Genomic DNA, 26,280 nt, shown 5'->3' on the forward strand with positions numbered 1-26,280 from the left:
TGGCCATTGGCCTGCTTTTGCGGACGACCCTTATGCCTGCGAGATCGTCGAATGGCAAATGGCACCCGCTGGCACTGGATACATGAACTCCGTGACACGAGGTAGTTCGCCGGGCGAGTTGTGCGCGCAAGTGGCCTACGAGTACACAACGCAGAACTGTCAGGCGAATGGCACATCCACCGTCACGTATTGGGGCAAGCTTGTACCGGTGAGCGGGACCGATTTCTTCAAGTGCGAACAATGGGAACGCCGCCAGGAATGCCAGTCCGGAGGAATGATGGAGAGCGTGGCTGTCACATACAGCATCGCCCCCACCAAGAAGTGTGGGTACGCCATCGTTCCACCAGATCCACCTTGCGAAGGCAGTAGCTGCCAGTGCCAGAAACCACCCCAAGACGGCTCCGGCATGGGCAATCCCATCATGCCGGCCACTGCAGAAAAGCTGCGCCAAGAGCAAGACATGGAGCTGCCGGGGCCGCACAGCATTCCGCTCGTTCGCACCTACCGCAGCAGCCGAGTCGGCGCCAGCACCGCCGCTCTCAGGAGCCTCGACAGCGTCATGGTCTCCTCCAGCAGCACCGGCAGCGGTGGCTCATCTGGCATGTCCGCCTCCATGGCCTATGCCGAACCTGGTCACTCCATCATCGGCAAAGGCTGGTCCATCAACCTATCGTCAATTTTGTACTTCTACCCATCCGTGTACGCAGGAACTGTTCGCCCTTACTGGTTGGGCTGGTCCAGCGTCCGGCTGGGTGACGGAAAGTACCGTGTCTTTGCCCCCAGCAGCAGCAGCGCCGACGGCTGGACACCGCTGGGCGGGCACAAGGACCGGCTGTACCCCTTGACCCCGGGTCCCACCACCCAAACCAGCCTGTTCGCCTACCAACCGGCGGACTCCGACGACAAATATGTCTTTGCATTCGCACCGGCCGAAGAAATCACTCCCGGCGTCGGTTACACCGCCTACCTGCAACAGATACAGCACCGCAACGGCTGGGTCACCAGCTTCGAGGTGGACCCCAACAGTCCGCCCAAGGAGCCGCGCCCCATCAAGGTGACGAACCACTTCGGGCATGCCTTCAGTTTTGCCTACTCATCGACCGGCGAACTGGCCTCGGTCACGCAGTTGTCCCCCTCCGGTCAAGTGGTGGGTGTGACAACCTACCAGTACGAAGCCGACAACCGCCTCGGCACCATCACCTTGCCCGACGGAACGGTCCAGCAGCTTCACCACGAAGACAGCAACAACCCCTTGTGGCTCACCGGCTACAGCAAGAACGGGCAACGCATTGACACCTACCGATACGACGAGCGGGCCAGAGCGGTGGAAACCACCAGAGCCAACGGCGCCGATCGGTTCCTGATGGACTACAGCGCCAGCACGCTCACAGCGCAGACCGGCGCCTACAACTCGGTCAACGTGATCGACCCACTGGGCACCGTGCGCAACTACGGCTATCGGATCGCAGGCAAACAATTGGTGGTCAGCGCCGCCAGCCACCCGCCCATGGACCCGGAAGCGCCTGCAGTGAAAAACCGTGGTGCCAGCGGCGACGGGCTGATCACCAGCGAAACCACCTTCAGGAATTCGAGCACCTCGTGGGGCTACGACTACACCCGCCGGCTCCCGACCAGCATCTCTGAAGGCAGCCAGACCCGCACCCGAGCCATCGCTTGGCACCCGACCTTCCGTCTGCCCACCCAGATCGATGAAACCGGGGGCAAGCGCACCACGTTCGCCTACGACGACAAGGGCAATCTGCTGCAAAAGACCGTCACCGCCACCACCGGCACGCCGGTCAATGAAGTCTGGTCCTGGACCTACAACGCCCAAGGGCTGATGGCGACTGAGACCGACCCGCGTGGCTCGGTCACCACCTTTGCCTACAACAGCCATGGGCAGCTGGTGCGCAAGACCAACGCGCTGGGCCAGGTCACCACCTACGAGTACAGCCCGGCAGGGCTGGTGTCGCAGATCAACGAACCCGATGGCCTGGTCCGGCGCATGACCTACACGCCGCGCGGCTGGCTGGCCACGTCCACGCTCTCGGCTGGTGGTGTGCACCTGGCCACGGCCTACACCTACACGGTCGACGGCCAGATCAGGAGTGCGGCGCTGCCCAACGGGCACACCATCACCTACCACTACGACGCCGCGCTGCGCAACACCGGCTGGAGCGACAACCGCGGCCAGAGCGCCACCTACACGCTGGACCCTGCCGGCAACGCTACCGAAGAGCAGGTGCGCAACAGCGGCGGGGCGCTGGCCCTGCAGATCCGCCGCACCATCAGCGCGCTCAACCGTGTGCAGAGCGAGACCTGGGGTTCCGGCGTCACCGAGACCTACACCCAGGACGCCAATGGCCGACTGGCCTCGGTCACCGACGCGCTGAGCAAGACCACCACTTATGGCCGCGACGGTCTGGACCGCATCAACCGTGTCACCGATGCCACCAGCCGCGCTGCCACCATCACCTACAACGCGCAGGATGCGGTCACCCAGGTGGTGGACTTCAAATACATCATCACCAACTACACCCGGGATGTGCAGGGCAACGCCCGCACCGAAGCCACGGCCGACGCCGGCACCACCGCGACCACCGTCGACGCCCTGGGCCTACCCAGCCGCATAGTGGACGCCATGGGCCGCGCCAGCGCCATCACCCGCGACGCCCTGGGCCGCCCCACGCTGATCACCCACACCGCCAGCGGCGGCAAGACCCTGACCACCGCGCTGCGCTACGACCTCGCAGGCACCGCCTGCGACGCCCCGGGCCACCCCAGCGCCGCCATCGGCCGCCTGTGCGAGATGGTCGACCAGCAGGACGGCCCCAGCGGTCTGTTCACCCTGGCCACCACGCAGTACCAGTGGGATTCCTTCGGCCGCCTGACGCGCCAGACCCAGTCGCTCTCCAGCGCCATCGCCCACCACAGCAACGTGCAGACCACGGCCTTCTCCCACGTCGCCAGCGGCGCGGGCGCCGGTGAGCTGGCCTCCATCACCTACCCCAGCGGCTCGGTACTGACCCACCAGTACAGCGCCAGCGGCCGCCTTTCGGGTCTGCTGTGGAACGGTCAGCCGCTGATCGAGAACCTGCAGTTCAACGCCCTGGGCCAACCGCTGTCCTGGTCCTGGGCCTTTGGCCAATCCTCCGGGTTCAGGCTGCCGGCCTCGCGCCAGTACAACACCGCCGGGCAGCTGACCGCCACCGAGGTCGCCAGCTTCACCCCGGACGCCACCGGCCGCGTCACGGCGCTCACCCAGAAGCTGCTGCGCCCCAACGGCTCGGGTGGCTGGCTCTCGGAAGACGTGTCTTTCACCGCCCTCTACAACGCCCTGGGCCAGCTCACCAGCTTCACTGCCACCGGCGCTTCGCCGGTCTTCCAGTGGGGCCACACCTACACCTACGACAACAACGCCAACCGCACCGGCGGCACCATCACCGCCAATGGCGCTTCCATGAGTTTCACCAGCGGGGTGCAGAGCTACAGCAACCGCCAGACCGATGCCGCCGGCATTACCGTGGTGAGCAACGCCGCGGGCGACATCACCAGCCTGCTGGGCAAGACGCTGGCCTACGACACGGCCGGGCGCCTGTCACAGGCCACCGGCGTTCCGCCCTGCCCCAGCGGGGTGAACTGCTCGGGCCTGCAGACCACCACCAGCCGCTACAACGGCTGGGGCCAGCGCTTCCTGCGCGAGAACGATCTGGAGCAGAGTGTGTTTTCTTACGGGCTGGAGGGCTTCACGCTGCTGTCGCAGACCACGCGCCGCCTGGCCACGTCCCAGCAGTCCACCACCGAACACATCTGGCTGCCCACCGCCTCGGGGCCGATGCCGGTGGCGGCGGTGATCGACGGGGTGCACTACGCGGTGCATGCGGATCATCTGAATACGCCTCGGCGCCTGTCGGACTCCGCCGGCCAGACCAGATGGCAGTGGCCCTACAGCGGCTTTGGCGAGATCGCGCCGCAGAGCACCCCCGCCTCCGGGCAGGCCCCAGTGAGCTTCGCCCTGCGCTACCCCGGCCAGATTGACGATGGCAACGAGCTGTTCTACAACTGGCACCGGTTCTATGAGCCGCGGGTCGGGCGGTATACCAAGGCTGATCCGATTGGGCTTGAGGGTGGGTGGAATCGGTTTGCCTATGTGGGCGGGAATCCGCTGGGATTTGTGGATCCGGAGGGGTTGCAACCGTATACCGGACAATTACCTCCACCCGAAATCCCTGGTGGTCCATGGACGCCGGCAGGCCCCGGTCAACAGCCTGGAACGTTTTATGGGCCAAAGCAACCGAATGGACCTCGTACTGAATGCCGCTACGTACCCGACGCGCAAAATGGAGGGCCCAAAAATGCACCCAATCCATACTGGAAGACCAAAAATCCCGGGGAACCCTGGAGAAGGTATGACACCAATGGTCGCCCCATTACTCCGGAACAGGCCCACCCAGGAAATGCAACGCCCAGAGCACCCATCTCACCCTTAGCGCTGCCACTACGATTTCCGCTTTATCCTCTCGTATGCCCGCTCTGCAATGTATTGGCACCTCAGCCCCAGCTACCCAATTAAAGGCAAATCAATGAATCCTGAGGAAAAAATTCAAAACTGCCTTTACTACTTCATCGAAAGTGTAAGCACAGCCGCAGCGCAAGCATCACTAGCGATAGATTTAACAGGAGGTGATTATGTGTCTTGGGAGCTAATAAATGATCTCGTTGATCATGGAGATGTATTGCTGAGAAGCCCCATATCACCAGCAACCGATCAAGAAAAGGCAAAAATAGCGCATTTTCTTGAGCTCGTTCGAAAACTACCCACAGATATCCAAGAGTCATCCATCGATACCCTCAATCGTACAGAATGGAGGGAGTGCAGAACCGAGGCAAAAAAACTGCTTGAAGATTTAAGTCGACTTGTCGGGTTAAACAAAACCTATTTTCAAGCATGAACTCCCAGGGGGGTTCCAAACCGAAGTGCAACGCGCCACTTTCGCCCCCGAGACCACCGGCCGCATCGGTTCTGTTTCGCAGAAGCTCATGAAGTCCAACGGCGCGGGCGGCTGGGTCTCCGAAGACGTGCCTTTCACCGCCCTCTACAACGCCCTGGGCCAGCTCACCAGCTTCCAGGCCACCGGCGCTTCTCCGGTCTTCCAGTGGGGCCACACCTACACCTACGACTTCAACGCCAACCGCACCGGCGGCACCATCACCGCCAACGGCGCCTCCATGAGCTTCACCAGCGCGCTCAGCAGCAACCGCCTGACCAACGCCGCCGGCATCACCGTGGTGAGCAACGCCGCCGGCGACATCACCAGCCTGCTGGGCAAGACGCTGGCCTACGACACGGCCGGGCGCCTCTCGGAGGCCACCGGCGTTCCGCCCTGCCCCAGCGGGGTGAACTGCTCGGGCCTGCGGACCACCACCAGTCGCTACAACGGCTGGGGCCAGCGCTTCCTGCGCGAGACCGATCTGGAGCAGAGCGTGTTTTCTTACGGGCTGGAGGGCTTCCCGCTGCTGTCGCAGACCACGCGCCACGTCCCAGCAGTCCACCACCGAACACATCTGGCTGCCCACCGCCTCGGGGCCGATGCCGGTGGCGGCGGTGATCGACGGGGTGCACTACGCGGTGCATGCGGATCATCTGAATACGCCTCGGCGCCTGTCGGACTCCGCCGGCCAGACCAGATGGCAGTGGCCCTACAGCGGCTTTGGCGAGATCGCGCCGCAGAGCACCCCCGCCTCCGGGCAGGCCCCAGTGAGCTTCGCCCTGCGCTACCCCGGCCAGATTGACGATGGCAACGAGCTGTTCTACAACTGGCACCGGTTCTATGAGCCGAGGGTCGGGCGGTATACGAAGGCTGATCCGATTGGGCTTGAGGGTGGGTGGAATCGGTTTGGGTATGTGGGGGGAAATCCTTTGGGGTTTGTGGATCCGGAGGGGCTTGCTGCCGAGCACACTAAGGGCGCACGTCCCAGTACCGAAAACAAGCATCAAGAAGGACAATCGAGACGCGCTAGAGATGCAGGCGGGGAACGTGGTGATGCCAGACGCAACTTACCGAGAAAGGCGCCACCCGGATATAAAGGCCCTTGGCCTCCGTTACGCATCCCGGGCATTCTTCCATTGGTATGCCCGTTGTGCAATTTTTTAGAACCCCAGCCTCTGCCTGGTCCAGAACTATGCCAATCCGAACCCAATAACGAGGTCTCATAGCATGTCGCTCGAAGTCAAAACCAGGCTAGACAGAGCCTACGAAAGAGCATTTTTGTTCGCCAGCAGAGAAAATCCAGATTTAAAGCGAGCTCGTAGACTACTGGAAGCCACACACAAACTTGGGCACGCGCAGTCCTCATACGCACTTGCCACTTGGTATTTATTTGGAGTTGGAGGACTACCAAAAAATACTCGAAAGGCAATCTCCCTATTAAAAACAGCGTGCTCAGCCGATGTAGCCTCCGCCCATTTCGATTTAGCCGTTAGCTACGAAACAGGTAACGGCATAAGAAAAAATGAGCAATCTGCATTTCGCCACTATTTGGCCGCTGCCATAAATGGAGACAATGAAGCAATCTATGAAGTCGGGCGCTGTTACTTTTATGGAATTGGAACACCAATAGACAAAAAAGTAGCTACAATTTGGTTTAAAAAAGCAAAATCTATTGAAAATTCAATATGCAAAAAATAACATCCGACGGCGCGGGCGGCTGGGCAGGAAAAAGCGCCTTTTAACGCCCTGGGCCAGCCCACCAGCTTCCAGGCCGTGGGCGCCTCGCCGCTCTCCCAGTGGGACCACACCTACACCTACGACAGCAACGCCAACCGCACCGGCAGCACCACAAAACCCGCGCGCTAGCATCATCCGCATGCCCGCCCAAGCCCCCGCTCTCCACCTGATCCAGCAGCGCATCCCGCGCCTGATGGCGGTGTACGCGTTTGGCAGCCGGTTGCAGGGCACGGCGAACGCCCACAGCGACTGGGACCTGGCGGTGCTGGTCGAGGGTTATGCCGACCCTGTGCTGTTGTGGGACACGGCGAGCGAGCTGGCGTCGTTGTTGGGCGCCGAGGTGGACCTCTTGGACTTCCGGGCTGCTTCGACCGTGATGCAGTATCAGATCCTCTCCACCGGCGAGTGCTGGTGGGCGCGCGATGCGCAAGCCTCGCTCTACGAAGCGGCGGTGCTCAGCGAGATGACCGAACTCAACGCCGCCCGTGCGCCGCTGCTGGCCGACATTGCCGCGTCCGGGAGGGTGTATGGCCGATGACGTGCTGATCAACAAGGCGGCCACGATCGAACGCTGCGTGCGGCGCGCACGGGAAGAGTACGCCGCAGGCCTGAACATTCAGCTCGACGGGCGTTAAGAAGCCCAGGCGCTCACGCCTTCGGCCCCATCCCATACCGCAGCATCCGCGCCTGCAGCCAGGGCCGCACCACGAACGCCATGAACAGGCCGATGCACAGGCCCAGCGGCAGGGCGCGCACGTAGGCGTGGGCCCACTGGGCCAGGGCCTCCGCACTCAGGCCCAGGTTGGCGCCGGTGGCCATGCCGGTGGCCAGCGCTTCCATCGACAGGCCCATGAGCAGCGCGAACACGATGCGCTGGCGCAGTTCGCTGTGGTGGCCCCACCAGCGGCTGACGATGCGCCCGACCTGCACCATGACCAGGCCGCCCAGCGGCAGCATGACCACCACGGCCATGGCGGCGGCCTTGAGCCAGCGCTGCACGAAGTCGCCGCCGGTGCCGGTCTGCAGCCAGGTCACCAGACCGGTGATGCACAGGGCGATGGTGATGGAGATGAGGAAGACGGGGTACAGGGCCTGGAATTTGCGAAACGGCGTCATGGCTGTGGCCTCATGTTGATAGTGTCAACCATTTTGCCACAAGGTTGACTCCATCAACCAATCAGGCCCGCCAACACCCCTCGCAGAAACGAGGTCAACTTGCCATCGGCCTGCAGCTCCTCCAGCAGGTGCACCGCCTGCCTCAGGTCCCGCTCGGCCCCCACACGGGTCTGGACTTCGATGGCCGCCCGGGTAAGCCCCTTGGTGCGCCGGGCGGGCAGCAGGTCGCGCAGCATCTCGGCCGCGTAGCGCGCCCGCTTGGCCTGGATGCGCGCGCGATGGCTCTGTTCCAGGTTTGCGGGCGCCTGGCGGCTGGCTTTCAGTGCGGCGTCCAGGCGGCGGCGCAGCTTGCGGATGCGCTTGCGCGCCCAGTGGGCGTCGCCTGCTTCCGCAGGGGTCTGCGCCGTGGCCAACTGGAAGAGTCCTTGTGCCAGCGCCAGCAGGGTCTGGCCGGTTTCCGGCGCGGCCAGGGCTGCCCGCAACCGTGCGCGCTGCGTCAGGCGCGCTTCGTCGATGCGCTCGAGCGCGAGGTCGGCGATGCGCTGGCGCTCCGCATCGGCATCGACAAAGGCAGGCAGCCAGCGCCCCAGCGTGTCCACGCGCAGCACGTCCAGATCGCGCATCCGGCCCAGTTCCTGCAGCAGGGGCCGCAGTCCGTCGGCCTCGGGCCGGCCGGGCAGCCAGGGTGCGAACAGCCGCACCGCGCTGCGCCAGCGCCGCCAGCCGACGCGGGCCTGGTGCACCACCTCGGGGTCGTCCGACACCAGCGCGCACGCGAGGTTGCGGCTGAAGTGGTCGAAGCAGGCCGCCAGCGCCTGGACGCCCGCCTGCTGCGGCCCGGTGCCAGGCGCGAGGTGCAAGGCCTGGGCCGGCGACGCTTCGCGCGGCAGCCCCTGCGCCAGCCGGTAGCCGCGCTCGGCTTTGCTCTGGTCGAAGGGCAGCACGGCCACCTCGGACGCGACCTGCTGGGCCAGATGGAACAGGGCCTCGGACGGCCCCTGCAGCAGCTCGAACTCCAGCTCCAGGATCGGCTCGGAGCGTCCGTTGGCGACGATCTCGCCCACATCCAGCGCCACCTCGATGGTCGCGCCCTGGTAGCGGTGCAGGGTCCAGACGGTGCGGCGGCAGCGGGTCTCGAAGCACGGGGTCAACTGGCCGAACAGGCGGCCGTCGGGGTCCAGATCGGCCCAAGGCGTCTCGCGCAACCCAGCCCGATCGAGCCGGCCTGAGGGCTGGCGGCTCTCCCACTCGCCACGGCGGCTCAGACCGCCCTGGGAAATGCCCGCCGACTTGAAGGTCTGCACCCATTCGCCGCGCACGGTGGCCGCGCTGGCGTTGGCGCGCCAGGGCGCGTCCGAGATGCAGCGCAGGCGCAGCGCGTGCCGTTGCTGGCGCAGTTGCTGGTCCGGCGTGTCGAAGTAGACGTTCCACAGCCAGTGCGTGGCCAGCCGCCGCCGCGCCAGCACCTTCAGCCGGCGCAGCCGCTCTTCGATGGCTGAGGGCTGTGCCCCGGGCAGCAGCAGTTTGAGTTCGGTTTCTGCGTAGGACATGCCTCGGGCACCTGAGAGATCTGATGGACAGCCTACGCCGACAGGGCCCAGGCCACCGCGTCCCGCACCACCGCATCGGGGTGCGCTTGCCGCCCGGCCAGGGCAGCCCGGATGACGGGGTCTTCGCCATGCCGCAGGGCATTGCCCATCGCCACCGCGATGTTGCGCAGCCAGCGCACGTGCCCGATGCGGCGGATCGGGCTGCCTTCGGTGCGGCGCAGGAACTCGTCTTCGCTCCAGCCGAACAGCTCGACCAGCGTGGCGCCGGTCAACCCTTCGCGCGGGTCGAAGTCCGGCAGAGGACTGCGCTGCGCAAACTTGTTCCAGGGGCAGACCAGCTGGCAGTCGTCGCAGCCGTAGATGCGGTTGCCGATCAGCGGGCGCAGCTCTTCGGGGATCGGCCCTTCGTGTTCGATGGTGAGGTAGGAGATGCAGCGCCGGGCGTCGAGCCGGTACGGCGCGACGATGGCCTGGGTGGGGCAGGCGGACACACAGGCGCTGCAGGCGCCGCAGTGCTCGCTGACCGCTTCGGTGGGGTGCAGGGCGAGGTCGATGTAGATCTCCCCCAGGAAAAACATGGAGCCGCCTTCGCGGCTGAGGATCAGCGTGTGTTTGCCGCGCCAGCCCTGGCCGCTGCGGCGCGCGAGTTCGGCTTCCAGCACGGGTGCGGAGTCGGTGAACACGCGGTGGCCCAGCGGCCCGACAGCGGCTGCGATGCGTTCGGCCAGCTGCTGCAGGCGGTTGCGCAGCACCTTGTGGTAGTCCCGCCCTCGGGCGTAGACAGAGATGATGGCCTCGCCCGGGCGCTGCAGGCGGGACAGCTCCTGTTCCGTCCAGCCCTCGGGCATGTTCCGCGGCAGGTAGTCCATGCGCGCGGTGATCACGCTCACGGTGCCGGGCACCAGCTCGGCTGGGCGCGCGCGCTTCATGCCGTGGCGCGCCATGTAGTCCATGCCGCCGTGAAATCCGGCCGCCAGCCACGACTGAAGGCCCTGTTCGGCGCTTGAGAGGTCGACGCCGGCCACTCCGATTTGGGAGAATCCCAGTTCCCGGCCCCAGGCCTGTACCTGAGTGATCAGTTGAGCAGCATCGAATCCGGATCGCATCGTCCGCGCATTGTAGGAACGCCCTCCCCCGACGGCGCGCGCTGGGACGGGCGCTGGCCGGACGAAGCCGGCACCGCCCACTTCGCGCAGCGCCTGGCCTCCAGCCCAGCCATCGCCAACGCCACCCTCACGCTGGCGGGCGACCTGGGCGCGGGCAAGACCACCTTCGTGCGCCACCTGCTGCGGGCGCTGGGCGTGCAGGGCCGCATCAAGAGCCCGACCTACGCGGTGGTCGAACCGCATCGCGCCGAGGCCGGGCCGCATGGGCCGCTCAACGCCTGGCACTTCGACTTCTACCGCTTCGGCGACCCGCGCGAGTGGGAAGACGCCGGTTTCCGGGAACTGTTTGCGAGCACCGGCCTCAAGCTGGTCGAGTGGCCCGAGCGCGCCGCGGGCCTGATGGCCGCGGTGGACGCGGCGCTGACCATCGGACCGGAGGAAGCGCCCGACAACGAGGGAGACTTCACCGACGGCCCGCGCCAGGTGACCCTGGAGGCCTTCACCGATACCGGCCGGCGGCTGCTGGCCGCCCTGAACAACGCATGACTCAGATGCCACCGCACCGCACCGACCGCCGCCGCCTGCTGCAGGCCGGCGCGCTGGTGCTGCTGATCGGTGCGCCGCACCTGGCGCAGGCCGGCCGTGTCGTGGCGGTGCGCATCTGGCCGGCGCAGGACTACACCCGCGTGACCATCGAGTCCGACGGCGAACTCCAGGCGCGCAAGACCACGGTCGACCAGGCGCACCGCCTGGTGGTCGACATCGAGGGCATCGACCTGATCGAGGGCATGCGGGAGCTGGTGGGCAAGCTGCAGAGCGACGACCCCAACATCGCGGCGATCCGCGTCGCGCCCTTGGGCGCCAATCTCGCGCGACTCACGGTCGACCTGAAAAAGCCCATCAAGCCCCAGGTGTTCAACCTCGAACCGGTCGCGGCCTACGGCCACCGGCTGGTGCTGGACCTCTACCCGGTGCAGACGGTCGACCCCTTCGAGGAACTCATCCGCCAGCACACGGCCGCGGTCGACGAATCGGCCCGGCGCGCCGCCGACCTGCTGGGGGCCGAGTTGCGCGACCTGCCCGACGCACCGGCCGACGACCCGCTGGGCGATCTGATCGCCCGCCGCGAACAACGGCCACCGCAGAAGGCGCCCGCCAGCCCTTCGGCGCCGGCCAATGAACCCAAACCCTCCCAGCGGCCCCAGACCGAGCGCCTGATCATCGTCGCACTCGACCCCGGCCACGGCGGCGAAGACCCGGGCGCCATCGGACCGGGTGGCACGCAGGAGAAGGACGTGGTGCTGCAGGTGGCCAAGAAACTGCGCGAGCGCATCAACGCCACCACGGTCAACGGCAACCCGATGCGGGCCTACATGACGCGCGACGCCGACTTTTTTGTGCCGCTGGGCACGCGGGTGCAGAAGGCGCAGCGCGTGCGCGCGGACCTGTTCATCAGCATCCACGCCGACGCCTTCATGACGCCACGGCCGCAGGGCGCGAGCATCTTCGCCCTGAGCACCAAGGGCGCCAGCAGCGCCGCGGCACGCTGGATGGCCAACAAGGAAAACGCCGCCGACCTGGTGGGCGGCATCAACGTCAAGGTCAAGGACGCCACCTTGCAGCGCACGCTGCTGGACATGAGCACCACGGCGCAGATCAAGGACAGCCTCAAGCTCGGCGGCGCGATGCTGGCCGAGGTGGGGCGCGTGGGCAAGCTGCACAAGCCGCGCGTGGAGCAGGCCGGGTTTGCGGTGCTCAAGGCGCCGGACATTCCCAGCGTGCTGGTGGAGACCGCCTTCATCAGCAACCCCGACGAAGAGACCCGGCTGCGCAGCGAGGCCTACCAGAACCAGCTGGCCGACGCCCTGCTCAAGGGCATCGTCAAATACTTCGCAGCCAACCCGCCGCTGGCGCGAGTGCGCAGCGTCTAGGCGCGAGGCCCCTGGCTAAACTGCCTCCTTTTTTCAAAGGAGTGTCCATGCGCCGCCGTTTGTTCTGGTCTTTTCTCGGTATCACCCTGCTGCTGGGAGGCTGCGCCACGGTGGATACCGCCGCTGTCAAGTCGAGAACCGATGGCAAGAAGCTGGTCGTCGCCTCGACCGTTGACAACAAGCTGACGCTGCTCTGGGTCGGCACCACTGCCTTCAATATTGAGCAGCAGGTGCTGGACAAGCCGGAGTGGGCTTTGCCAGAGACCTTGGTCCAGCACGTGGTGAAGAAACTCCAGGCGTCTGGCCGACTCTCCGAGGTGACTCGTTCGACACCCGCAAGCGGCGAACGGAGCGGGGTCCTACAGTCCATTGGCAAGGGACCTGACCTGGCGCTGCTGCTGACCAACGGTGTGGCACCCGATCCGCTCTATCAGACCAATCAGGTGATGCGCGGTTTTGGTGTTTTTCAGCGCTCCGCACTTGGCATGAAGCTCAATTCCCTGCCACATGCTGCCATCAAGGCGGAACTGGTCGACCTGAAATCGGGCGAAACCATCGCCACCTACACCACTTCAAGCTTCGAACTGCAGAAATACTCGCTGGGTGCGGGAGCGGCAATCGACGCCGACAAGGTGGAGATGGTCCAGCAATCCCTGACCCGGCTCACCGATCAGGCCAGCAACGAGTTGCTCAAGACGTTCGGGTTCCAGTGATGGCCTGATTCATCGTGGGGACGCCTGATCAGGCCTGCCCCGCCGCGGCCCTGGCTTTTTCGGCCTTGGCCGCACGCCAGCCACCGAAGATGGCGATCAGGCCCGGCACGAAGATCAGCGCCCAGATGATCTTGGAGAGGTTGGCCTGCACCCAGGGCAGGTTGCCGAAGAAGTAGCCCGCAGCGGTCAGGCCGATCACCCAGATCACCGCGCCGACCACGTTGTAGGCGGTGAACTTGCTGCGCGTCATCTCGGCCACGCCCGCCACGAAGGGGGCGAAGGTGCGGATGAACGGCATGAAGCGCGCCAGGATGATGGTCACGCCGCCGTAGCGCTCGTAAAAGTTGTGCGCCTGGTTGAAGGCGTTCTTGTTGAAGAAGCGCGAGTTCTCCCACTGGAACACCTTCGGGCCGAAGTAGCGCCCGATGCTGTAGTTGGTCTGGTCGCCCAGGATGGCGGCGGCCAGCATCAGCCCCGCCGCGATCGACCAGTCCATCAGCCCGGCCCCGCACAGCGCCCCGACGATGAACAGCAGCGAGTCGCCCGGCAGGAAGGGCATGACCACCAGGCCGGTCTCGACAAAGATGATGAGGAACAGCAGGGCGTAGACCCAGGCGCCGTAGGCTTGCACGAAGGCCTGCAGGTGCTTGTCCACGTGCAGGATGAAGTCGATCAGGTAGAGGGCGAAATCCATAGCCCGCGATTATCCCCGGGCGCTGCCCCCCGCCTAGAATGCCCCGGGTGAACGCCCCTCTGCCCGCCCACCGCCGCCCCATCCGTGAACTGCCCGACGAGCTGATCAGCCAGATCGCGGCCGGCGAGGTGGTCGAACGCCCTGCCTCCGTGGTGCGCGAGCTGGTGGACAACGCGCTGGACGCCGGCGCCAGCCAGATCACCGTGCGCCTGCAGGCCGGCGGCATCCGGCTCATCAGCGTGGAGGACGACGGCATCGGCATCCTGCGCGAGGAACTGCCCACCGCGCTCAAGCGCCACGCCACCAGCAAGATCGCCAGCCTGAACGACCTGGAAGCCGTGGACACCATGGGCTTCCGCGGCGAGGCGCTGGCCGCCATCTGCTCCATCGCCGAGGTCTCGGTGCTGACCCGCACCGAGGAAGGGGCCTCGCACGGCTGGCTGCTGGACGGCCGCAGCGGCGAGCTGCAGCCCACCGCCCGCGTGCGCGGCACCACGGTGGAGGTGCGCGAGCTGTTCTTCGCCACGCCGGCACGGCGCAAGTTCCTCAAATCCGAAAGCACCGAGCTGGCCCACTGCCTCGAAGCCGTGCGCCGCCATGCGCTGGCGCGGCCCGAGGTGGGCTTTGCCATCTGGCACGACGGCAAGCTGGTCGCGCAATGGCGCGCGGTGGCGCCCGACCTGGCCGGCGGCGAGCACCTGCTGGACGCGCTGCGCCGGCGCCTGGCCGACGTGCTGAGCGAAGAGTTCATCGACAACGCCGTGGCGGTGAACTGGCCGGTGCACGACGTGCCGGGCGAAGCCGCCACCGCCGGCGGCCAGCAGCGCCTGCGCGTCTGGGGTTTTGCCGGCGTGCCCGACGCGGCGCGCTCGCGCGGCGACTGGCAGTTCGCCTACGTCAACGGCCGCTTCGTGCGCGACAAGGTCATCACCCACGCCGCGCGCAGCGCCTACGAAGACGTGCTGCACGGCCACCGCCAGCCCGTGTACGCGCTCTATGTGAGCATCGACCCCACGCGGGTGGACGTGAACGTGCACCCGACCAAGATCGAGGTGCGCTTCCGCGACAGCCGCGAGGTGCACCAGGCCGTGCGCCACGCGGTCGAGGGCGCACTGGCCGCACCGCGGTCGGCGCAGACGCTGCCCGTCACCGCGACGACATCCGCGGTGGCGCCGACCGAAACGGCACCGTCTTTTCTGAGCCCGGTACCGCGCCAGCAGCCCCTGCCCTGGCGGCCCGAGGTGCCGCAGGTCGGCCAGCGCGTGAGCGATCTGGAGGCGCTGTGGCGACCGTCGGAGCGGATCGCAGCGCCGCTGGACGCCCCGGACATCCGCCGCGCCGAACCGGCGTTCGCGCCGGTCCAGACGACACCGGGAGCCGCGCCCCCCCTGCCCTCCGGCGAATGGCCGCTGGGCCGCGCCGTCGCCCAGCTGCACGGCGTCTACATCCTGGCCGAAAACGCCCAGGGACTGGTGGTGGTGGACATGCACGCCGCGCACGAACGCATCGTCTACGAACGCCTCAAGCAGCAACTCGACGCGCACCAGATCAGCAGCCAGCCGCTGCTGATCCCGGCCACCTTTGCCGCCACGCCCGACGAAGTGGCCACCGCCGAAACCGCGGCCGAGGTGCTGGCCCAGCTCGGTCTGGAAATCGTGCCCTTCTCGCCCCGGACCCTGGCGGTGCGCGCCGTGCCGACCACACTCGCGGCCGGCGACCCGGTCGAACTCGCGCGCAGCGTGCTCGCCGAACTGAGCCAGCACGACGCCAGCACCGTGGTCCAGCGCGCCCGCAACGAGCTGCTGGCCACCATGGCCTGCCACGGCGCGGTGCGCGCCAACCGCCGCCTGACGCTGGACGAGATGAACGCGCTGCTGCGGCAGATGGAAGTGACCGAGCGCAGCGACCAGTGCAACCACGGCCGGCCGACCTGGCGCCAGCTGGGCATGAAAGACCTGGACGCGCTGTTTTTGCGCGGGCGGTGATGCTCAGTCCAGCGTCTGCCGGTAGCGCTTGAGCGCGACCAGCCCCGCCACGGCCATGAAGGCCAGCATTGGCCACAACTCGCCCCAGAGCTGCGGCGCCCCGGCGCCCTTGAGCATGATGCCGCGCACGATGCGCAGGAAGTGCGTCAGCGGCAGCACCTCGCCCAGGTGCTGCGCCCACACCGGCATGCCGCGGTAGGGGAACATGAAGCCCGAGAGCAGCATCGAGGGCAGGAAAAAGAAGAAGGTCATCTGCACCGCCTGCAACTGGTTGCGCGCCACGGTCGAGAAGGTGAAACCCACGGCGAGGTTGGCGACGATGAAAACGCCGATCATCGCCATCAGCAGCGCGAAGCTGCCCACCATCGGCACCTGAAACAGCAGCATGGCCGCACCCAGGATCACCGCCAGCTGCACGTAGCCGATCACCACGTAGGGCAGGATCTTGCCGGCCATGACCTCGAACGGCCGCACCGGCGTGGCCAGCAGGTTTTCCATGGTGCCGCGCTCGCGCTCGCGGGTCATCGCCAGCGAGGTCAGCATCACCATGGTCATGGTCAGGATGGTGCCGATCAGGCCGGGCACGATGTTGTAGCGCGAGAGGCCCTCGGGGTTGTAGCGGCGGTGGATGCGCAGATCGAATGGCGCGGGCGGTTTCTGCAGCGTGCGCAGCGGGCCCACCAGGTCGTGGCGCAGCGCCTGGTTGCCCATCTCGCCCAGCGCGGCGATGGCGTTGCCCGAAGCCGAAGGGTCGGTCGCATCGACCGCGACCAGCACCGCCGGCCGCTCGCCGCGCAACACGGCGCGGCTGAAGTCCGGCGGAATCTCGACCACGAACTGCACCCGCCCATCGGCCATCAGCGCGTCGGCCTCGGACGGCGAGGTGCCCTGGTGCACCAGCTTGAAATAGCCGCTGTTCTGCAACGCGGCGACCAGGCTGCGCGCCTGCGGCCCGGCGTCGGCGGCCACCACCGCCGTCGGCAGGCCCCGGGGGTCGGTGTTGATGGCGTAGCCAAACAGCACCAGTTGCAGGACCGGAATGCCCACCGCCATCGCGAAGGTCAGCCGGTCGCGCAGCATCTGCTGGAACTCCTTGATGAAGACCGCCCAGGTGCGGGCCGACGAAATGCGGCTCATGACCGGGCTCCCTTGGGCGCACCGGATGCGAAGTTGTCCTGCGCGCGGTCGATCAGGCCGATGAACACGTCCTCCAGCGTCGCGCGGCTGGGCGCCACGCGCAGGCCGGTTTCGGCCTGCAGCGGCGCCAGCGTCTGCGCCAGCAGCGCCGCGTCCGGCCCCGCCACATGCAGCGCGTTGCCGAAGGCCACCACGCTCTGCACGCCCGGCCGCCCGCGCAAACGCTCGGCCCAGGCGCCGGCCCGCTCGCCCTCGACCGACCAGACCGCCAGCCCCGCGCCATCGACGATCTCGCGCTCGCTGCCGCGCGCCAGCACCGTACCGTAGGCGATGTAGACCAGGTCGTGACAGCGCGCGGCTTCGTCCATGTAGTGGGTCGACACCAGCACCGTGATGCCGTGTTCGGCCAGTGCGTGGATCTGGTCCCAGAAGTCGCGCCGCGCTTTCGGGTCCACCCCCGCGGTCGGTTCGTCCAGCAGCAGCAGGCGCGGTTCGTGGATCAGGCAGGCCGCCAGCGCCAGCCGCTGCTTCCAGCCGCCCGAGAGCGCGCCGGCCAGTTGCTGCTGCCGCGCCTGCAGGCTCAGGCGTTCCAGCGCACGGTCCACCGCCGCCGCCCGCTGCGGCAGCTCGAACAACCGCGCCACGAAGTCCAGGTTCTCGCGGATCGAGAGGTCTTCGTAGAGGCCGAACTTCTGCGTCATGTAGCCGACCTGGCGCTTGATCGCAGCAGCGTCCTTGCGGAAGTCCAGCCCCAGGCACTGACCCTCGCCCGCGTCGGGGCGCAGCAGGCCGCAGAGCATGCGGATGGTCGTGGTCTTGCCGCTGCCGTTGGGGCCGAGAAAGCCGCAGATGCGGCCCTGCCCGACCTGCAGCGCCAGGTCGTCGACCACGGCACGGCCGCCGTAGCGCTTGGTCAGGCCGCGCACGTCGATGGCCAGCGGCGCGGTCACGGCGCCGCCTTCGGCGTGGGCCGCACATCAAGCGGCTGGCCGGGGTGCAGGCGCGCCGCCGCGCCGGCCTCGGGCCGGGCTTCGACGCGATAGACCAGACGTGCGCGCTGGGCGTTGGAATAGATCACCGGCGGCGTGAACTCGGGCGCGGTCGCGATGCGGCTGATGCGCGCCGGCACCGGATCACCGCAGCCGTCGCAGGACAGGCGCACCGCCTGCCCCAGCGCGAGCCCGGCCAGCTCGGCCTCGGGCACATAGAACAGCGCCTTCACCGCCCCCGGCGGCAGCAGCGAGAGCACCGGCTGCCCGGCACCGACGTACTCGCCCGCACGGAAGAACACCTCGGCCACCTGCGCATCGGCGGGCGCGGCCTGCTGCTTCTGCGCCACGCGCCATTCGCCTTGCCGCACCGCCTCGCGCGCCGACGCGGCGCTGGCCTCGGCGGCCTCGCGCTCGTCGCTGCGTGCCGGCAGCTTCGCCACCCGCAGGGCCGACTCCAGTTCGGCCACGCGGCCCTCGGCCTGGCGCAGCGTGGCGGCGGCGGTGTCGAGCTGGGCCGCCGAGACAAATCCTTTGTCCACCAGTTCCTTCTGCCGCTGCCAGGCGGTCTTCGCCAGCACCGCCTGCGCCCGCGCCTGGGTCAGTTGGGCCTGCACCACCGCCAGTTCGTCGGGCCGGCGGCCCTTGCCGATGTTCTGCGCCTGCGCGTCCGTGGCCTTGGCGCGCGCCTGGGCCTCGGCCACCGCGGCCTGCTCGGCCACGGCATCGAGCGCGAACAGCGCATCGCCCTGGCGGACCACGTCGCCAGCGCGCACCGCCAGCCGGTCCAGCCGCCCGGCGAGGGGGGCCGCAATGTAGACAAAGTCTCCTTCGGCGTAGCCCGACCAGCCGGTCGCGGCCGGCTGGCCGCAGCCCGACACCAGCAAGACCAGCACCCCCACGACATCCCAGCGTTTCATGCGGCATCCTTTCCGGCGCGCCGCGCCGGCATCCCGCACCATTATTGCCAAGCCCACCCGGGCCCATCGGTGATGGCGCATGAACTTTTAGACGGGCGCCGCATCTTCTCTTTCCATGAAACGCCTGATCGCCCTCGTCCTGCTCTCGGCCGCCGTGCTGGCCGGTTGTTCCACCCTCGACGAACGCCAGCGCGGCTGGATCTTCCAGCCCTCGGACCGCAGCTGGTGGCGCGGCGAGGAAGCAGCCCAGGGCATGCAGGACGTGTGGATCGAATTCCAGTCGAAAGAAACCGACCTGCCGGTGAAGCTGCACGGCCTGTGGAGCGCGCACGAGCGCCTGGACAGCGACCCCAGGGCCCCCGTGCTGCTCTACCTGCACGGGGCGCGCTTCAACGTGGTGGGCTCGGCCTTCCGCGCCCGGCGCATGCAGGAGCTGGGCTTTTCGGTGCTGGCGGTGGACTACCGCGGCTTCGGCAAGAGCACCAACACCCTGCCTTCCGAAACCCTGGCCTACGAGGACGCGCGTGCCGCCTGGGACTGGCTGGCCAAGCAGTACCCCGACCGGCCGCGCTACATCTTCGGCCACTCGCTGGGCGGCGCCATCGCCATCGACCTGGCGGCCCAGGTGCCCGACGAAGCCGGCACCCTGGTCGAGGGCACCTTCACCTCGATCCCCGACGTGGTCGCGTCCTACAAGTGGGGCTGGCTGCCGCTCGGCCCGCTGATCACCCAGCGCTTCGAGACGGTGGAGCGGGTCAAGAAGATCGGCTCACCGCTGCTGGTGGTGCACGGCAGCGAGGACCGCACCATCGCGCCCGCGCTCGGGCGCCAACTGTTCGATGCGGCCACGGGCCCCAAACGCTTCGAGCTGGTGGAAGGCGGGTCGCACCACAACACGAACGCGGTGGGGCAGCCGCAGTACCGCGCCGCCCTGGCTGAACTGTTCGGGATGCGTTGATCCCCCCCGCGCCGCCTTCGGCGTCGCGGCGGTCGCCGGTGAGGGCATCTGCTACCCTCAGTCGGATGTCCGCTTCCCGTTCCGCCATGTCGCCCGGCCTGATCGTGCTGGTGCTGTCGCTGCTGCTGGGCCTGCAGCCGGTCACCACCGACCTGTACCTGCCGGCCCTGCCTTCGATCACCCAGGGCTTCGGCGCCAGCATGCCGCAGGCGCAGCTCACGCTCACCGCCCTGCTGCTCGCCTTCGGCCTGTCCCAGCTGGTCTGGGGGCCGCTGTCCGACCGCCTGGGCCGCCGCCCGGTGCTGATCGCCGGTACTGCGCTGTATGTGCTGGCCGCGGTGGGCAGCACGTTCTCTGCGTCGATGGAGCAGCTCATCGTCTGGCGCATCTTGCAGGGCATGGCCATGGGCGCGGGCGTGATGTGCGCGCGCGCCGTGGTGCGCGACCTGTACGCGCCGGTCGATGGCGCCCGGGTGATGTCCAAGGGGCTCACCGGTCTGGGCGTGATCGCCTGCGCGAGTGCGCCGGTCGGCGGCCTGCTGGCCGACCTCGCCGGCTGGCGCGTGGCCCTGCTGGCGCTGGCGGTGTTCGGTGCCGGCACGCTGGCGCTGCTGGTCTGGCGCTTCGATGAAACCCTGGCGCAGAAGAACCCGCGCGCGCTGGAGCCGCTGACCTTGCTGCGCACCTGGGGCACCATCCTGCGCCACCCGACCTTCTGGGCCTTCACCCTGCTCTCGGCCACCTCCTACGGCGGCCTGTTCACCTTCCTGGCCGCCTCGTCCTTTGTCTTCATCGGCGTGCTGGGCCTGAGCAAGACCGCCTACGGCCTGCTGATGCTGGTGATGTCGCTGTCCTACATCGTGGGCACCGTCATCTGCCGCCGCCTGCTGCAGAGCCTGGGCGTACGGCGCACGGTCGCCATCGCGGGCGGCTGCACCCTGCTGGCCGGCAGCACCATGGGGCTGCTGGCGCTGGCGGGCATCCAGCACCCGGCCGCCATCCTCGGCCCCTTCATCATCTTCATGCTCGGTCACGGCGTGCACCAGCCCTGCGGGCAAAGCGGCGCCGTCGGCCCGTTTCCGCAGGCGGCGGGCGCCGCGTCCGCGATGAGTGGCTGCCTGATGATGCTGACCGCCTTCTTCATGGGTGGCTGGCTCGGCAAAAGCCTGGCCGAGAACCCCGGCAGCGTGCGGCCGCTGACCGACGGACTCTGGTTCTGGAGCGTGCTGATCGCGCTGACCGCCTGGACGCTGGTGCAGCGCTTTGGGGAAACCAAGGCACCGCCCGTGCGCGTGACGACCGGAGCGGACAATGCCCGCTGACCCCGTTCGCTGCATCGCGCTGGCCGGACCAACCGCCAGCGGCAAAAGCGCGGCGGCGCTCGCCATCGCCGAGCGCTGGCCGGTCGAGATCGTCAGCGTCGACTCGGCCCTGGTCTACCGCGGCATGGACATCGGCACCGCCAAGCCGACCGCGGCCGAACGCGCCGCGGTGCCACACCACCTGATCGACATCACCGACCCGCTGAACGCCTACAGCGCGGCCGAGTTCGTGCACGATGCGCAGCGGCTGATCGGCGAGATCCGTACCCGCGGCCGCACGCCGCTGCTGGTGGGCGGCACCATGCTGTACTTCAAGGCGCTGATGCAGGGGCTGGACGACATGCCGCGCGCCGACGCCGATGTGCGGGCGCGCATCGAGGCCGCGGCCGCCGCGCACGGCTGGCCCGCGATGCACGCGGAACTTGCCCGGGTCGACCCCGCCACCGCCGCAAGGCTGGCGCCCAACGACGCCCAGCGCATCCAGCGCGCGCTCGAAGTGTTCGAAGTCTCGGGCCGGCCGATATCGGCCTTCCAGACCGGCGAAGCGCGCGCGACCGACAACCCGGTCACCGAGGGCGCCTTTCTCAGCCTGGAACCGGCCGACCGCGCCTGGCTGCACCAGCGCATCGCCCAGCGCTTCGACGCCATGCTGGCCGCCGGCTTCATCGACGAAGTGAAGGCCCTGCGCGCGCGCGGCGACCTGCACCCGGACCTGCCCTCCATGCGCTGCGTGGGCTACCGCCAGGCCTGGGAGGCGCTGGACGCCGCCGGCGACGCGCCGCTCACAGCGGCCCGGCAGAACGAACTGCGCGACCGCGGCATCTTCGCCACCCGCCAGCTCGCCAAGCGGCAAATCACCTGGCTGCGCTCGATGCCGCAGCGGCGCGTGATCGCCTGCGATGCACCGGACGGGCTGGCACAGGTGATGGCGGTGGTGGCACCGCTGATGGAAGGCCGGTCATGAGTCTGGTGATCCAAAACCTGGGCAAACGCTACGGCGGCACGCCGGTGTTCTCCAACGTCTCCCTCACGGTCGCCCCCGGCGAATTCGTCGCGATCGTCGGCGAATCGGGCGTGGGCAAGTCCAGCCTGCTCAACTGCATGGCGGCGCTGGACGACTGGCAGGAGGGGACGATCTCGCTCGACGGCACCGACCTCGGCCGGCTCGACGAGACGCAGCGGGCCCACTGGCGGCGGGCGGCGCTGGGCTTCGTCTTTCAGGCCTTCCATGTGCTGCCGCACCTGGACGTGGCGCAGAACGTCGGTCTGCCGCTGCTGCTGCAGGAGCGTCCCGATCCGGCGCGGGTGGCGCGGCTGCTCGACGCCGTCGGCCTGTCCGGGCTCGGTGAGCGCCTGCCGGCCCAGCTCGCGGGCGGTCAGCTGCAGCGCGTGGCCATCGCGCGCGCCCTGGTGCACAAGCCCCGCCTGATCCTGGCCGACGAGCCCACCGGCAACCTCGATCCGTCCACCGCGGCGCAGGTGATGGACCTGCTGCAGGCGCAGACGCGGGAGAACGGCGCCTCGCTGATTCTGGTGACGCACTCCGAGCACGCTGCGGCGCGCGCGGACCGGGTCTTGCACCTGACCGCGCAGGGTCTGACGCCCGCGGTCTAGACCTTCAGGAACAGGTCCCGGTCCGGCGCAAAGCTCGCGTGCAGCGGCAGCAGTGCGCCGCCCAGCGCCCGCGCGTCCGAGCCAATGGTGCCGAGTTCCAGACGCGGCATCGCCAGCAGGCCTTCGGGGTTGTAGGCCTTGAGCGCCTCGCCGGTGCGCTGCCAGAGCTCGCGCAACAGGTCGGGCACCACCACACCGTCGATCACCACCGCCTCCACGTCGAGGAAGGCCGTCCCCGCCACCACGCAGTGCGCCAGCGCCAGCGCTGCGCGCTCGATCCACTCGCGCGTGTAGGGCAGCCAGTCGCCGGCCAGCGCACGCGCGTCGTAGGCGGCCATGGGGTCCAGCCCGTGCTCGCGGAAGCGCTGCTCCAGGTCCCAGAGCGAGGCCTGGCTGATCAGCTGCGGCGGCAGCTCGCGCGGCGTCGGCGTCGCGGCCACCTGCAGCGGCAGCGAGGCCACGGCACCGGCGTTGCCGTTGACACCGCGGTGCAGGTGCGAGTCGATCACCAGCCCGCCGCCGACGAAGGTGTCCATGAACAGGTAGAGGAAGCTGTGCAGGTCGCGCCCACGCCCCTGCAGCAGTTCGGCCACACAGGCGGCCGAGGTGTCCTTGGCAAAGCTCACCGGCAGCTCGGTCATGGCCTGCACCGCAGCGGCCAGGTCCAGGTGGGTCCAGGCGTCCGACTGCGCCTCGGTCAGGCCCAGCATGCGGTGCCAGCCGCCCAGCTGGAAAGGCGCGGCCACGCCCACGCCGACCACCCTGCTGCGCAGCGGCCCCAGATCATCGAGCAGGCGGTTGAGGTTCTTCTCGATGGCGGGCAGCAGCACCGCCGCGTCGGGGAACGGGTAGGCAATGGACAGGCGCTGGCGCACACGGCCCAGGAAGTCCACCAGCAGCCAGTCGGCGCTGCGGCGCCCGATCTTGATGCCGACCGCGAACGCTCCGTCGGGATTCAGACCCAGCGGCACCGAGGGCTGACCGACCCGGCCGCGCACCGGTGCCTCACGCACCAGCAGCTGGTCTTCGTCCAGCCGCGCGGTGATCAGGCCGATGGTCTGCGCGGTGAGCCCGGTGAGCCGCGCCAGCTCGGCCTTGGGCGTGCTGCCATGCACCCGCAGCGCCTGCAGCACGACGCGATCGTTGAACTGGCGCATGCCGATCTGGTTGGAGCCGCGCTGGCGCAGGCGCGGCGCATCGCCCGCATCGGCGCCGACGTCCGGCGCCAGCGGATCGGTGGGATCAGGGGGGTGCTTGTCTTCGCTCACAGCCGCGGAGTGTGACACGCGTCAGGGCCTCAGGGCCTGGCCCAGCACGCCCTTGCGCAGCAGGAAATTGCCCCAGGGTTCCAGTTCGCCGGTGACCACGATGGCGTAGGCCTTTTTCACCCGCTCGTAGAACGCATAGCGCTCGACCGCCTCGGCCTGCCCTTCGCGCATGCCGTGACGCGCCAGCACCGCCAGCGTCTCGCGCTGCAGGGCCGAGCGGTAGCCGGCTTCCGTGCCGCCGACCTGCATGTAGGCCACCGGGTGCGGCACGTCCTCGGCCAGCGGAAACACGCTGGCCACCGCGTCCACCGTGCGCGCCATGCCGACACCCGGCAGGCGCAGCACCGGCTTGCCGGCGCCCAGGCTCATGGCGGTGAAGTTGGCATCCGCCAGCACCACCGCGTCGTCGTGCCCCATCTCGGCCAGCAGTTTGAGCAGCTCCGGGCTGAGCAGGGGGTCAATGCCTTTGAGCATGGTGCGTCCTCAGGCCAGGCACTCGGCAGGCAGCGTCGCCGGGTCGCGCGCGCCCGTCATCACCGCCACCGTGTCGCTCATGCTGATGGCCTTGGGGTTGACCACGCAGGCGCGCTTGCCCAGGCGGGCGATGTGGATGCGGTCGGCGATCTCGAACACGTGTGGCATGTTGTGCGAGATCAGGATCACCGGCAGGCCCTTGTCGCGCACCCGGCGGATCAGTTCGAGCACCATGTTGCCTTCCTTCACGCCCAGGGCGGCGGTCGGCTCGTCCAGGATGACCACGTGCTGGGCGAAGGCCGCGGCGCGCGCCACCGCCACACACTGGCGCTGGCCGCCCGAGAGCGTCTCCACCGCCTGTGTCATCGAGCGGATGCCCACCTTGAGGTCGGCCATGCGCTGCACCGCCGTCTCCAGCATCTTCTTCTTGTCCAGCATGCGCAGCGTGCTGCCCAGGAAGCCTTCGCGGCGGATCTCCCGGCCCAGGAACAGGTTCTCGGCGATGGTCATGGCAGGCGCCACCGCCAGGTCCTGGTAGCAGCACTCGATGCCGGCGCGGCGCGCGTCGATCGGGGTGTTGAAATGGATCTTCTGGCCGTCCAGGAAGATCTCGCCTTCGTCTGGGATCGTGGCGCCCGAGAGCGCCTTGATCAGGCTGGACTTGCCGGCGCCGTTGTCGCCGATCACCGCCAGGATTTCACCGGCGCGCAGCTCGAAGTCGGCGCCGTCAAGGGCGGTGACCTGGCCGTAGCGCTTGACCAGGCCCTTGGCCTGCATCACGAGTTTGGGAGAAGTGCTCATCACCGCGCTCCTTTCCGAGACAGTTGATCGACCGTGACCGCGATGATCACCAGGATGCCGGTGATCAGCACCTGGTACACCGACGAGACGCCCATCAGCGTCAAACCGTTGCGCAGCACACCGACCACGATGGCCCCCACCAGAGAGCCGAGGATCATGCCGCGGCCACCGAACAGACTGGTGCCACCCAGCACCACGGCGGTGATGGCGTCCAGGTTTTCGGTCTGGCCGGCGTTGGGGTCGCCCACTTCGGTGCGCGCCACCAGCAGCAGCGAAGCAATGCCGTAGAAGATGCCGGCCAGCACATAGACCCACAGCAGCACACGGTCGGTCGGGATGCCGACCAGACGCGTCGCCTCGGGACTGTTGCCCACGGCGTAGACGTGGCGGCCGGAGGCGGTCTCGCGCAGCCAGAACCAGGCGCCCAGGTAGAGCAGGATCATCAGCACGGTGCCGAAGCTGATCGGCGTGCCGGCGATGTCGAAGGTGCCGCCCAGGGCGGTCATGAAGGGCGGCAGGTTGGAGACGGTCTGCGCCTCGGAATACAGCTGTGTGATCGCGAAGGCGATGTTCATCGTGCCCAGGGTCACGATGAAAGACGGCAGCTTGATGCGCGTGACCAGCAGGCCGTTGATGAGGCCGAAACCCGCCGTCACGCCGATGCCGCAGAGGATGGCCAGCGGCGCCGGTACGCCCAGTTCGACCGCGAACTTGGTCATCACGATGCTGCCCAGGGCCATCACCATGCCGCACGAGAGGTCGATGCCGGCGGTCAGGATGACCAGGGTCTGGCCGATGGCGATCACGCCCACCACCATCACCTGCTGGAGGATCAGCGCGAAGTTGGCGCCGGTGAAGAAGTTGTCGGTGGTCATGCCGAAGACCGCGCAGGCGATGGCCAGGGCAATGAAGGGCCCCATCTGGCTGATCGGCGGCAGCTTGTCCTTGAAGGTGTTCACGGCACAGCTCCTGAA

24 protein-coding genes are annotated in these 26,280 nt (G+C 67.9%); 13 read left to right on the forward strand and 11 right to left on the reverse strand.

From position 1 onward, the window contains the following. The first annotated feature begins 406 nt into the window (after positions 1-406). From RCO38_RS00130 to mntA, 5 genes are all read left to right on the forward strand, one after another. Entirely contained in the window at positions 407-4,573 is a 4,167-nt protein-coding gene (locus RCO38_RS00130; protein WP_308326246.1) for an RHS repeat-associated core domain-containing protein, read from the forward strand. 10 nt (positions 4,574-4,583) lie between these two features. Then, the gene (locus RCO38_RS00135; RefSeq protein ID WP_308326247.1) at positions 4,584-4,952 is read left to right on the forward strand and encodes a hypothetical protein; all 369 of its coding nucleotides are present in this window, start codon (positions 4,584-4,586) and stop codon (positions 4,950-4,952) included. A 638-nt stretch (positions 4,953-5,590) separates the two neighbouring features. Next, a complete protein-coding gene (locus RCO38_RS24225; protein ID WP_374694491.1) occupies positions 5,591-6,217 on the forward strand; it encodes an RHS repeat domain-containing protein in 627 nt (208 codons plus the stop codon). 1 nt (position 6,218) lies between these two features. Then, a complete protein-coding gene (locus RCO38_RS00145; protein ID WP_308326249.1) occupies positions 6,219-6,689 on the forward strand; it encodes a tetratricopeptide repeat protein in 471 nt (156 codons plus the stop codon). Positions 6,690-6,867: 178 nt separating this feature from the next. After that, entirely contained in the window at positions 6,868-7,266 is a 399-nt protein-coding gene (gene mntA / locus RCO38_RS00150; RefSeq protein WP_308326250.1) for a type VII toxin-antitoxin system MntA family adenylyltransferase antitoxin, read from the forward strand. Between the two features lie 110 nt (positions 7,267-7,376). Here mntA and RCO38_RS00155 read toward each other — a convergent pair whose 3' ends face one another. The 3 genes from RCO38_RS00155 to queG are packed head-to-tail and all read right to left on the reverse strand — an operon-like array spanning position 7,377 to position 10,500. After that, positions 7,377-7,844, reverse strand: a complete 468-nt coding sequence (locus RCO38_RS00155; protein WP_308326251.1) for a DUF2798 domain-containing protein — start codon at positions 7,842-7,844, stop codon at positions 7,377-7,379. Between the two features lie 53 nt (positions 7,845-7,897). Then, a complete protein-coding gene (locus tag RCO38_RS00160) occupies positions 7,898-9,394 on the reverse strand; it encodes a CYTH and CHAD domain-containing protein (protein ID WP_308326252.1) in 1,497 nt (498 codons plus the stop codon). 32 nt (positions 9,395-9,426) lie between these two features. Continuing rightward, a complete protein-coding gene (gene queG / locus RCO38_RS00165; RefSeq protein WP_308326253.1) occupies positions 9,427-10,500 on the reverse strand; it encodes a tRNA epoxyqueuosine(34) reductase QueG in 1,074 nt (357 codons plus the stop codon). On the opposite strand from queG, the gene tsaE reads away from it, so the two are divergent. Genes tsaE through RCO38_RS00180 form a run of 3 tightly spaced genes read left to right on the forward strand, consistent with a single transcriptional unit; the run spans position 10,483 to position 13,144 of the window. Next, a complete protein-coding gene (gene tsaE / locus RCO38_RS00170; RefSeq protein ID WP_308327294.1) occupies positions 10,483-11,046 on the forward strand; it encodes a tRNA (adenosine(37)-N6)-threonylcarbamoyltransferase complex ATPase subunit type 1 TsaE in 564 nt (187 codons plus the stop codon). The two genes, queG and tsaE, sit on opposite strands and share 18 nt — an antisense overlap. Beyond that, positions 11,043-12,431: an N-acetylmuramoyl-L-alanine amidase gene (locus tag RCO38_RS00175; RefSeq protein WP_308326254.1), complete on the forward strand. Its 1,389-nt coding sequence runs from the start codon at positions 11,043-11,045 to the stop codon at positions 12,429-12,431. Before tsaE ends, RCO38_RS00175 begins: the two co-directional genes overlap by 4 nt. A gap of 47 nt (positions 12,432-12,478) precedes the next feature. Continuing rightward, the gene (locus RCO38_RS00180; RefSeq protein WP_308326255.1) at positions 12,479-13,144 is read left to right on the forward strand and encodes a hypothetical protein; all 666 of its coding nucleotides are present in this window, start codon (positions 12,479-12,481) and stop codon (positions 13,142-13,144) included. Positions 13,145-13,172: 28 nt separating this feature from the next. Here RCO38_RS00180 and RCO38_RS00185 read toward each other — a convergent pair whose 3' ends face one another. Further along, entirely contained in the window at positions 13,173-13,838 is a 666-nt protein-coding gene (locus RCO38_RS00185; protein ID WP_066150731.1) for a DedA family protein, read from the reverse strand. Between the two features lie 38 nt (positions 13,839-13,876). Between RCO38_RS00185 and mutL the strand changes: the two genes are divergently transcribed. Then, on the forward strand, positions 13,877-15,823 hold the full coding sequence (mutL, locus tag RCO38_RS00190) for a DNA mismatch repair endonuclease MutL (RefSeq protein WP_308326256.1): 1,947 nt from the start codon (positions 13,877-13,879) through the stop codon (positions 15,821-15,823). Positions 15,824-15,826: 3 nt separating this feature from the next. Here mutL and RCO38_RS00195 read toward each other — a convergent pair whose 3' ends face one another. From RCO38_RS00195 to RCO38_RS00205, 3 genes are read right to left on the reverse strand one after another with little or no spacing between them, the layout of a single operon-like run. Further along, a complete protein-coding gene (locus RCO38_RS00195; RefSeq protein WP_308326257.1) occupies positions 15,827-16,960 on the reverse strand; it encodes an ABC transporter permease in 1,134 nt (377 codons plus the stop codon). Continuing rightward, the gene (locus RCO38_RS00200; RefSeq protein WP_308326258.1) at positions 16,957-17,910 is read right to left on the reverse strand and encodes an ABC transporter ATP-binding protein; all 954 of its coding nucleotides are present in this window, start codon (positions 17,908-17,910) and stop codon (positions 16,957-16,959) included. The genes RCO38_RS00195 and RCO38_RS00200 overlap by 4 nt, the downstream gene beginning before the upstream one ends. After that, the gene (locus RCO38_RS00205) at positions 17,907-18,869 is read right to left on the reverse strand and encodes an HlyD family secretion protein (protein WP_308326259.1); all 963 of its coding nucleotides are present in this window, start codon (positions 18,867-18,869) and stop codon (positions 17,907-17,909) included. Before RCO38_RS00205 ends, RCO38_RS00200 begins: the two co-directional genes overlap by 4 nt. Positions 18,870-18,984: 115 nt before the next feature. Here RCO38_RS00205 and RCO38_RS00210 point away from each other — a divergent pair, with 115 nt between their 5' ends. The 4 genes from RCO38_RS00210 to RCO38_RS00225 all read left to right on the forward strand — a co-directional run bounded on the left by RCO38_RS00210 (position 18,985) and on the right by RCO38_RS00225 (position 22,763). Continuing rightward, a complete protein-coding gene (locus tag RCO38_RS00210) occupies positions 18,985-19,827 on the forward strand; it encodes an alpha/beta hydrolase (RefSeq protein WP_308326260.1) in 843 nt (280 codons plus the stop codon). Positions 19,828-19,892: 65 nt separating this feature from the next. Continuing rightward, on the forward strand, positions 19,893-21,149 hold the full coding sequence (locus RCO38_RS00215; RefSeq protein ID WP_308326261.1) for a Bcr/CflA family efflux MFS transporter: 1,257 nt from the start codon (positions 19,893-19,895) through the stop codon (positions 21,147-21,149). After that, positions 21,139-22,113 (forward strand): tRNA (adenosine(37)-N6)-dimethylallyltransferase MiaA, encoded by a 975-nt coding sequence (gene miaA / locus RCO38_RS00220; RefSeq protein ID WP_308326262.1) that lies wholly within the window; start codon positions 21,139-21,141, stop codon positions 22,111-22,113. The genes RCO38_RS00215 and miaA overlap by 11 nt, the downstream gene beginning before the upstream one ends. Next, positions 22,110-22,763: an ABC transporter ATP-binding protein gene (locus RCO38_RS00225; RefSeq protein WP_308326263.1), complete on the forward strand. Its 654-nt coding sequence runs from the start codon at positions 22,110-22,112 to the stop codon at positions 22,761-22,763. Before miaA ends, RCO38_RS00225 begins: the two co-directional genes overlap by 4 nt. Here RCO38_RS00225 and RCO38_RS00230 read toward each other — a convergent pair. From RCO38_RS00230 to RCO38_RS00245, 4 genes are all read right to left on the reverse strand, one after another. Next, a complete protein-coding gene (locus tag RCO38_RS00230) occupies positions 22,760-23,920 on the reverse strand; it encodes an ROK family protein (protein WP_308327295.1) in 1,161 nt (386 codons plus the stop codon). The genes RCO38_RS00225 and RCO38_RS00230 overlap by 4 nt on opposite strands. 132 nt (positions 23,921-24,052) lie before the next feature. Further along, positions 24,053-24,505 carry an RbsD/FucU family protein gene (locus tag RCO38_RS00235; protein ID WP_308326264.1) on the reverse strand — a complete coding sequence of 151 codons (453 nt, stop codon included), beginning with the start codon at positions 24,503-24,505 and terminating at the stop codon, positions 24,053-24,055. Positions 24,506-24,514: 9 nt separating this feature from the next. Further along, entirely contained in the window at positions 24,515-25,306 is a 792-nt protein-coding gene (locus tag RCO38_RS00240; protein WP_308326265.1) for an ATP-binding cassette domain-containing protein, read from the reverse strand. Further along, positions 25,306-26,226: an ABC transporter permease gene (locus RCO38_RS00245; protein WP_308327296.1), complete on the reverse strand. Its 921-nt coding sequence runs from the start codon at positions 26,224-26,226 to the stop codon at positions 25,306-25,308. Before RCO38_RS00245 ends, RCO38_RS00240 begins: the two co-directional genes overlap by 1 nt. Positions 26,227-26,280 lie beyond the last annotated feature (54 nt).

Source organism: Hydrogenophaga pseudoflava (assembly GCF_031020795.1).
GTDB classification, from domain to species: domain Bacteria; phylum Pseudomonadota; class Gammaproteobacteria; order Burkholderiales; family Burkholderiaceae_C; genus Hydrogenophaga; species Hydrogenophaga pseudoflava_A.

What these genes read in the sequence shown, in the direction of transcription:
- RCO38_RS00130 (WP_308326246.1), top strand. Translation starts at nt 407, where the DNA reads ATGGGCAATCCCATCATGCCGGCCACTGCAGAAAAGCTGCGCCAAGAG.
- RCO38_RS00135 (WP_308326247.1), top strand. Translation starts at nt 4,584, where the DNA reads ATGAATCCTGAGGAAAAAATTCAAAACTGCCTTTACTACTTCATCGAA.
- RCO38_RS24225 (WP_374694491.1), top strand. Translation starts at nt 5,591, where the DNA reads ATGCCGGTGGCGGCGGTGATCGACGGGGTGCACTACGCGGTGCATGCG.
- RCO38_RS00145 (WP_308326249.1), top strand. Translation starts at nt 6,219, where the DNA reads ATGTCGCTCGAAGTCAAAACCAGGCTAGACAGAGCCTACGAAAGAGCA.
- mntA (WP_308326250.1), top strand. Translation starts at nt 6,868, where the DNA reads ATGCCCGCCCAAGCCCCCGCTCTCCACCTGATCCAGCAGCGCATCCCG.
- RCO38_RS00155 (WP_308326251.1), bottom strand. Translation starts at nt 7,844, where the DNA reads ATGACGCCGTTTCGCAAATTCCAGGCCCTGTACCCCGTCTTCCTCATC.
- RCO38_RS00160 (WP_308326252.1), bottom strand. Translation starts at nt 9,394, where the DNA reads ATGTCCTACGCAGAAACCGAACTCAAACTGCTGCTGCCCGGGGCACAG.
- queG (WP_308326253.1), bottom strand. Translation starts at nt 10,500, where the DNA reads ATGCGATCCGGATTCGATGCTGCTCAACTGATCACTCAGGTACAGGCC.
- RCO38_RS00175 (WP_308326254.1), top strand. Translation starts at nt 11,043, where the DNA reads ATGACTCAGATGCCACCGCACCGCACCGACCGCCGCCGCCTGCTGCAG.
- RCO38_RS00180 (WP_308326255.1), top strand. Translation starts at nt 12,479, where the DNA reads ATGCGCCGCCGTTTGTTCTGGTCTTTTCTCGGTATCACCCTGCTGCTG.
- RCO38_RS00185 (WP_066150731.1), bottom strand. Translation starts at nt 13,838, where the DNA reads ATGGATTTCGCCCTCTACCTGATCGACTTCATCCTGCACGTGGACAAG.
- mutL (WP_308326256.1), top strand. Translation starts at nt 13,877, where the DNA reads ATGCCCCGGGTGAACGCCCCTCTGCCCGCCCACCGCCGCCCCATCCGT.
- RCO38_RS00195 (WP_308326257.1), bottom strand. Translation starts at nt 16,960, where the DNA reads ATGAGCCGCATTTCGTCGGCCCGCACCTGGGCGGTCTTCATCAAGGAG.
- RCO38_RS00205 (WP_308326259.1), bottom strand. Translation starts at nt 18,869, where the DNA reads ATGAAACGCTGGGATGTCGTGGGGGTGCTGGTCTTGCTGGTGTCGGGC.
- RCO38_RS00210 (WP_308326260.1), top strand. Translation starts at nt 18,985, where the DNA reads ATGAAACGCCTGATCGCCCTCGTCCTGCTCTCGGCCGCCGTGCTGGCC.
- RCO38_RS00215 (WP_308326261.1), top strand. Translation starts at nt 19,893, where the DNA reads ATGTCCGCTTCCCGTTCCGCCATGTCGCCCGGCCTGATCGTGCTGGTG.
- miaA (WP_308326262.1), top strand. Translation starts at nt 21,139, where the DNA reads ATGCCCGCTGACCCCGTTCGCTGCATCGCGCTGGCCGGACCAACCGCC.
- RCO38_RS00225 (WP_308326263.1), top strand. Translation starts at nt 22,110, where the DNA reads ATGAGTCTGGTGATCCAAAACCTGGGCAAACGCTACGGCGGCACGCCG.
- RCO38_RS00230 (WP_308327295.1), bottom strand. Translation starts at nt 23,920, where the DNA reads ATGCGCCAGTTCAACGATCGCGTCGTGCTGCAGGCGCTGCGGGTGCAT.
- RCO38_RS00235 (WP_308326264.1), bottom strand. Translation starts at nt 24,505, where the DNA reads ATGCTCAAAGGCATTGACCCCCTGCTCAGCCCGGAGCTGCTCAAACTG.
- RCO38_RS00240 (WP_308326265.1), bottom strand. Translation starts at nt 25,306, where the DNA reads ATGAGCACTTCTCCCAAACTCGTGATGCAGGCCAAGGGCCTGGTCAAG.
- RCO38_RS00245 (WP_308327296.1), bottom strand. Translation starts at nt 26,226, where the DNA reads ATGGGGCCCTTCATTGCCCTGGCCATCGCCTGCGCGGTCTTCGGCATG.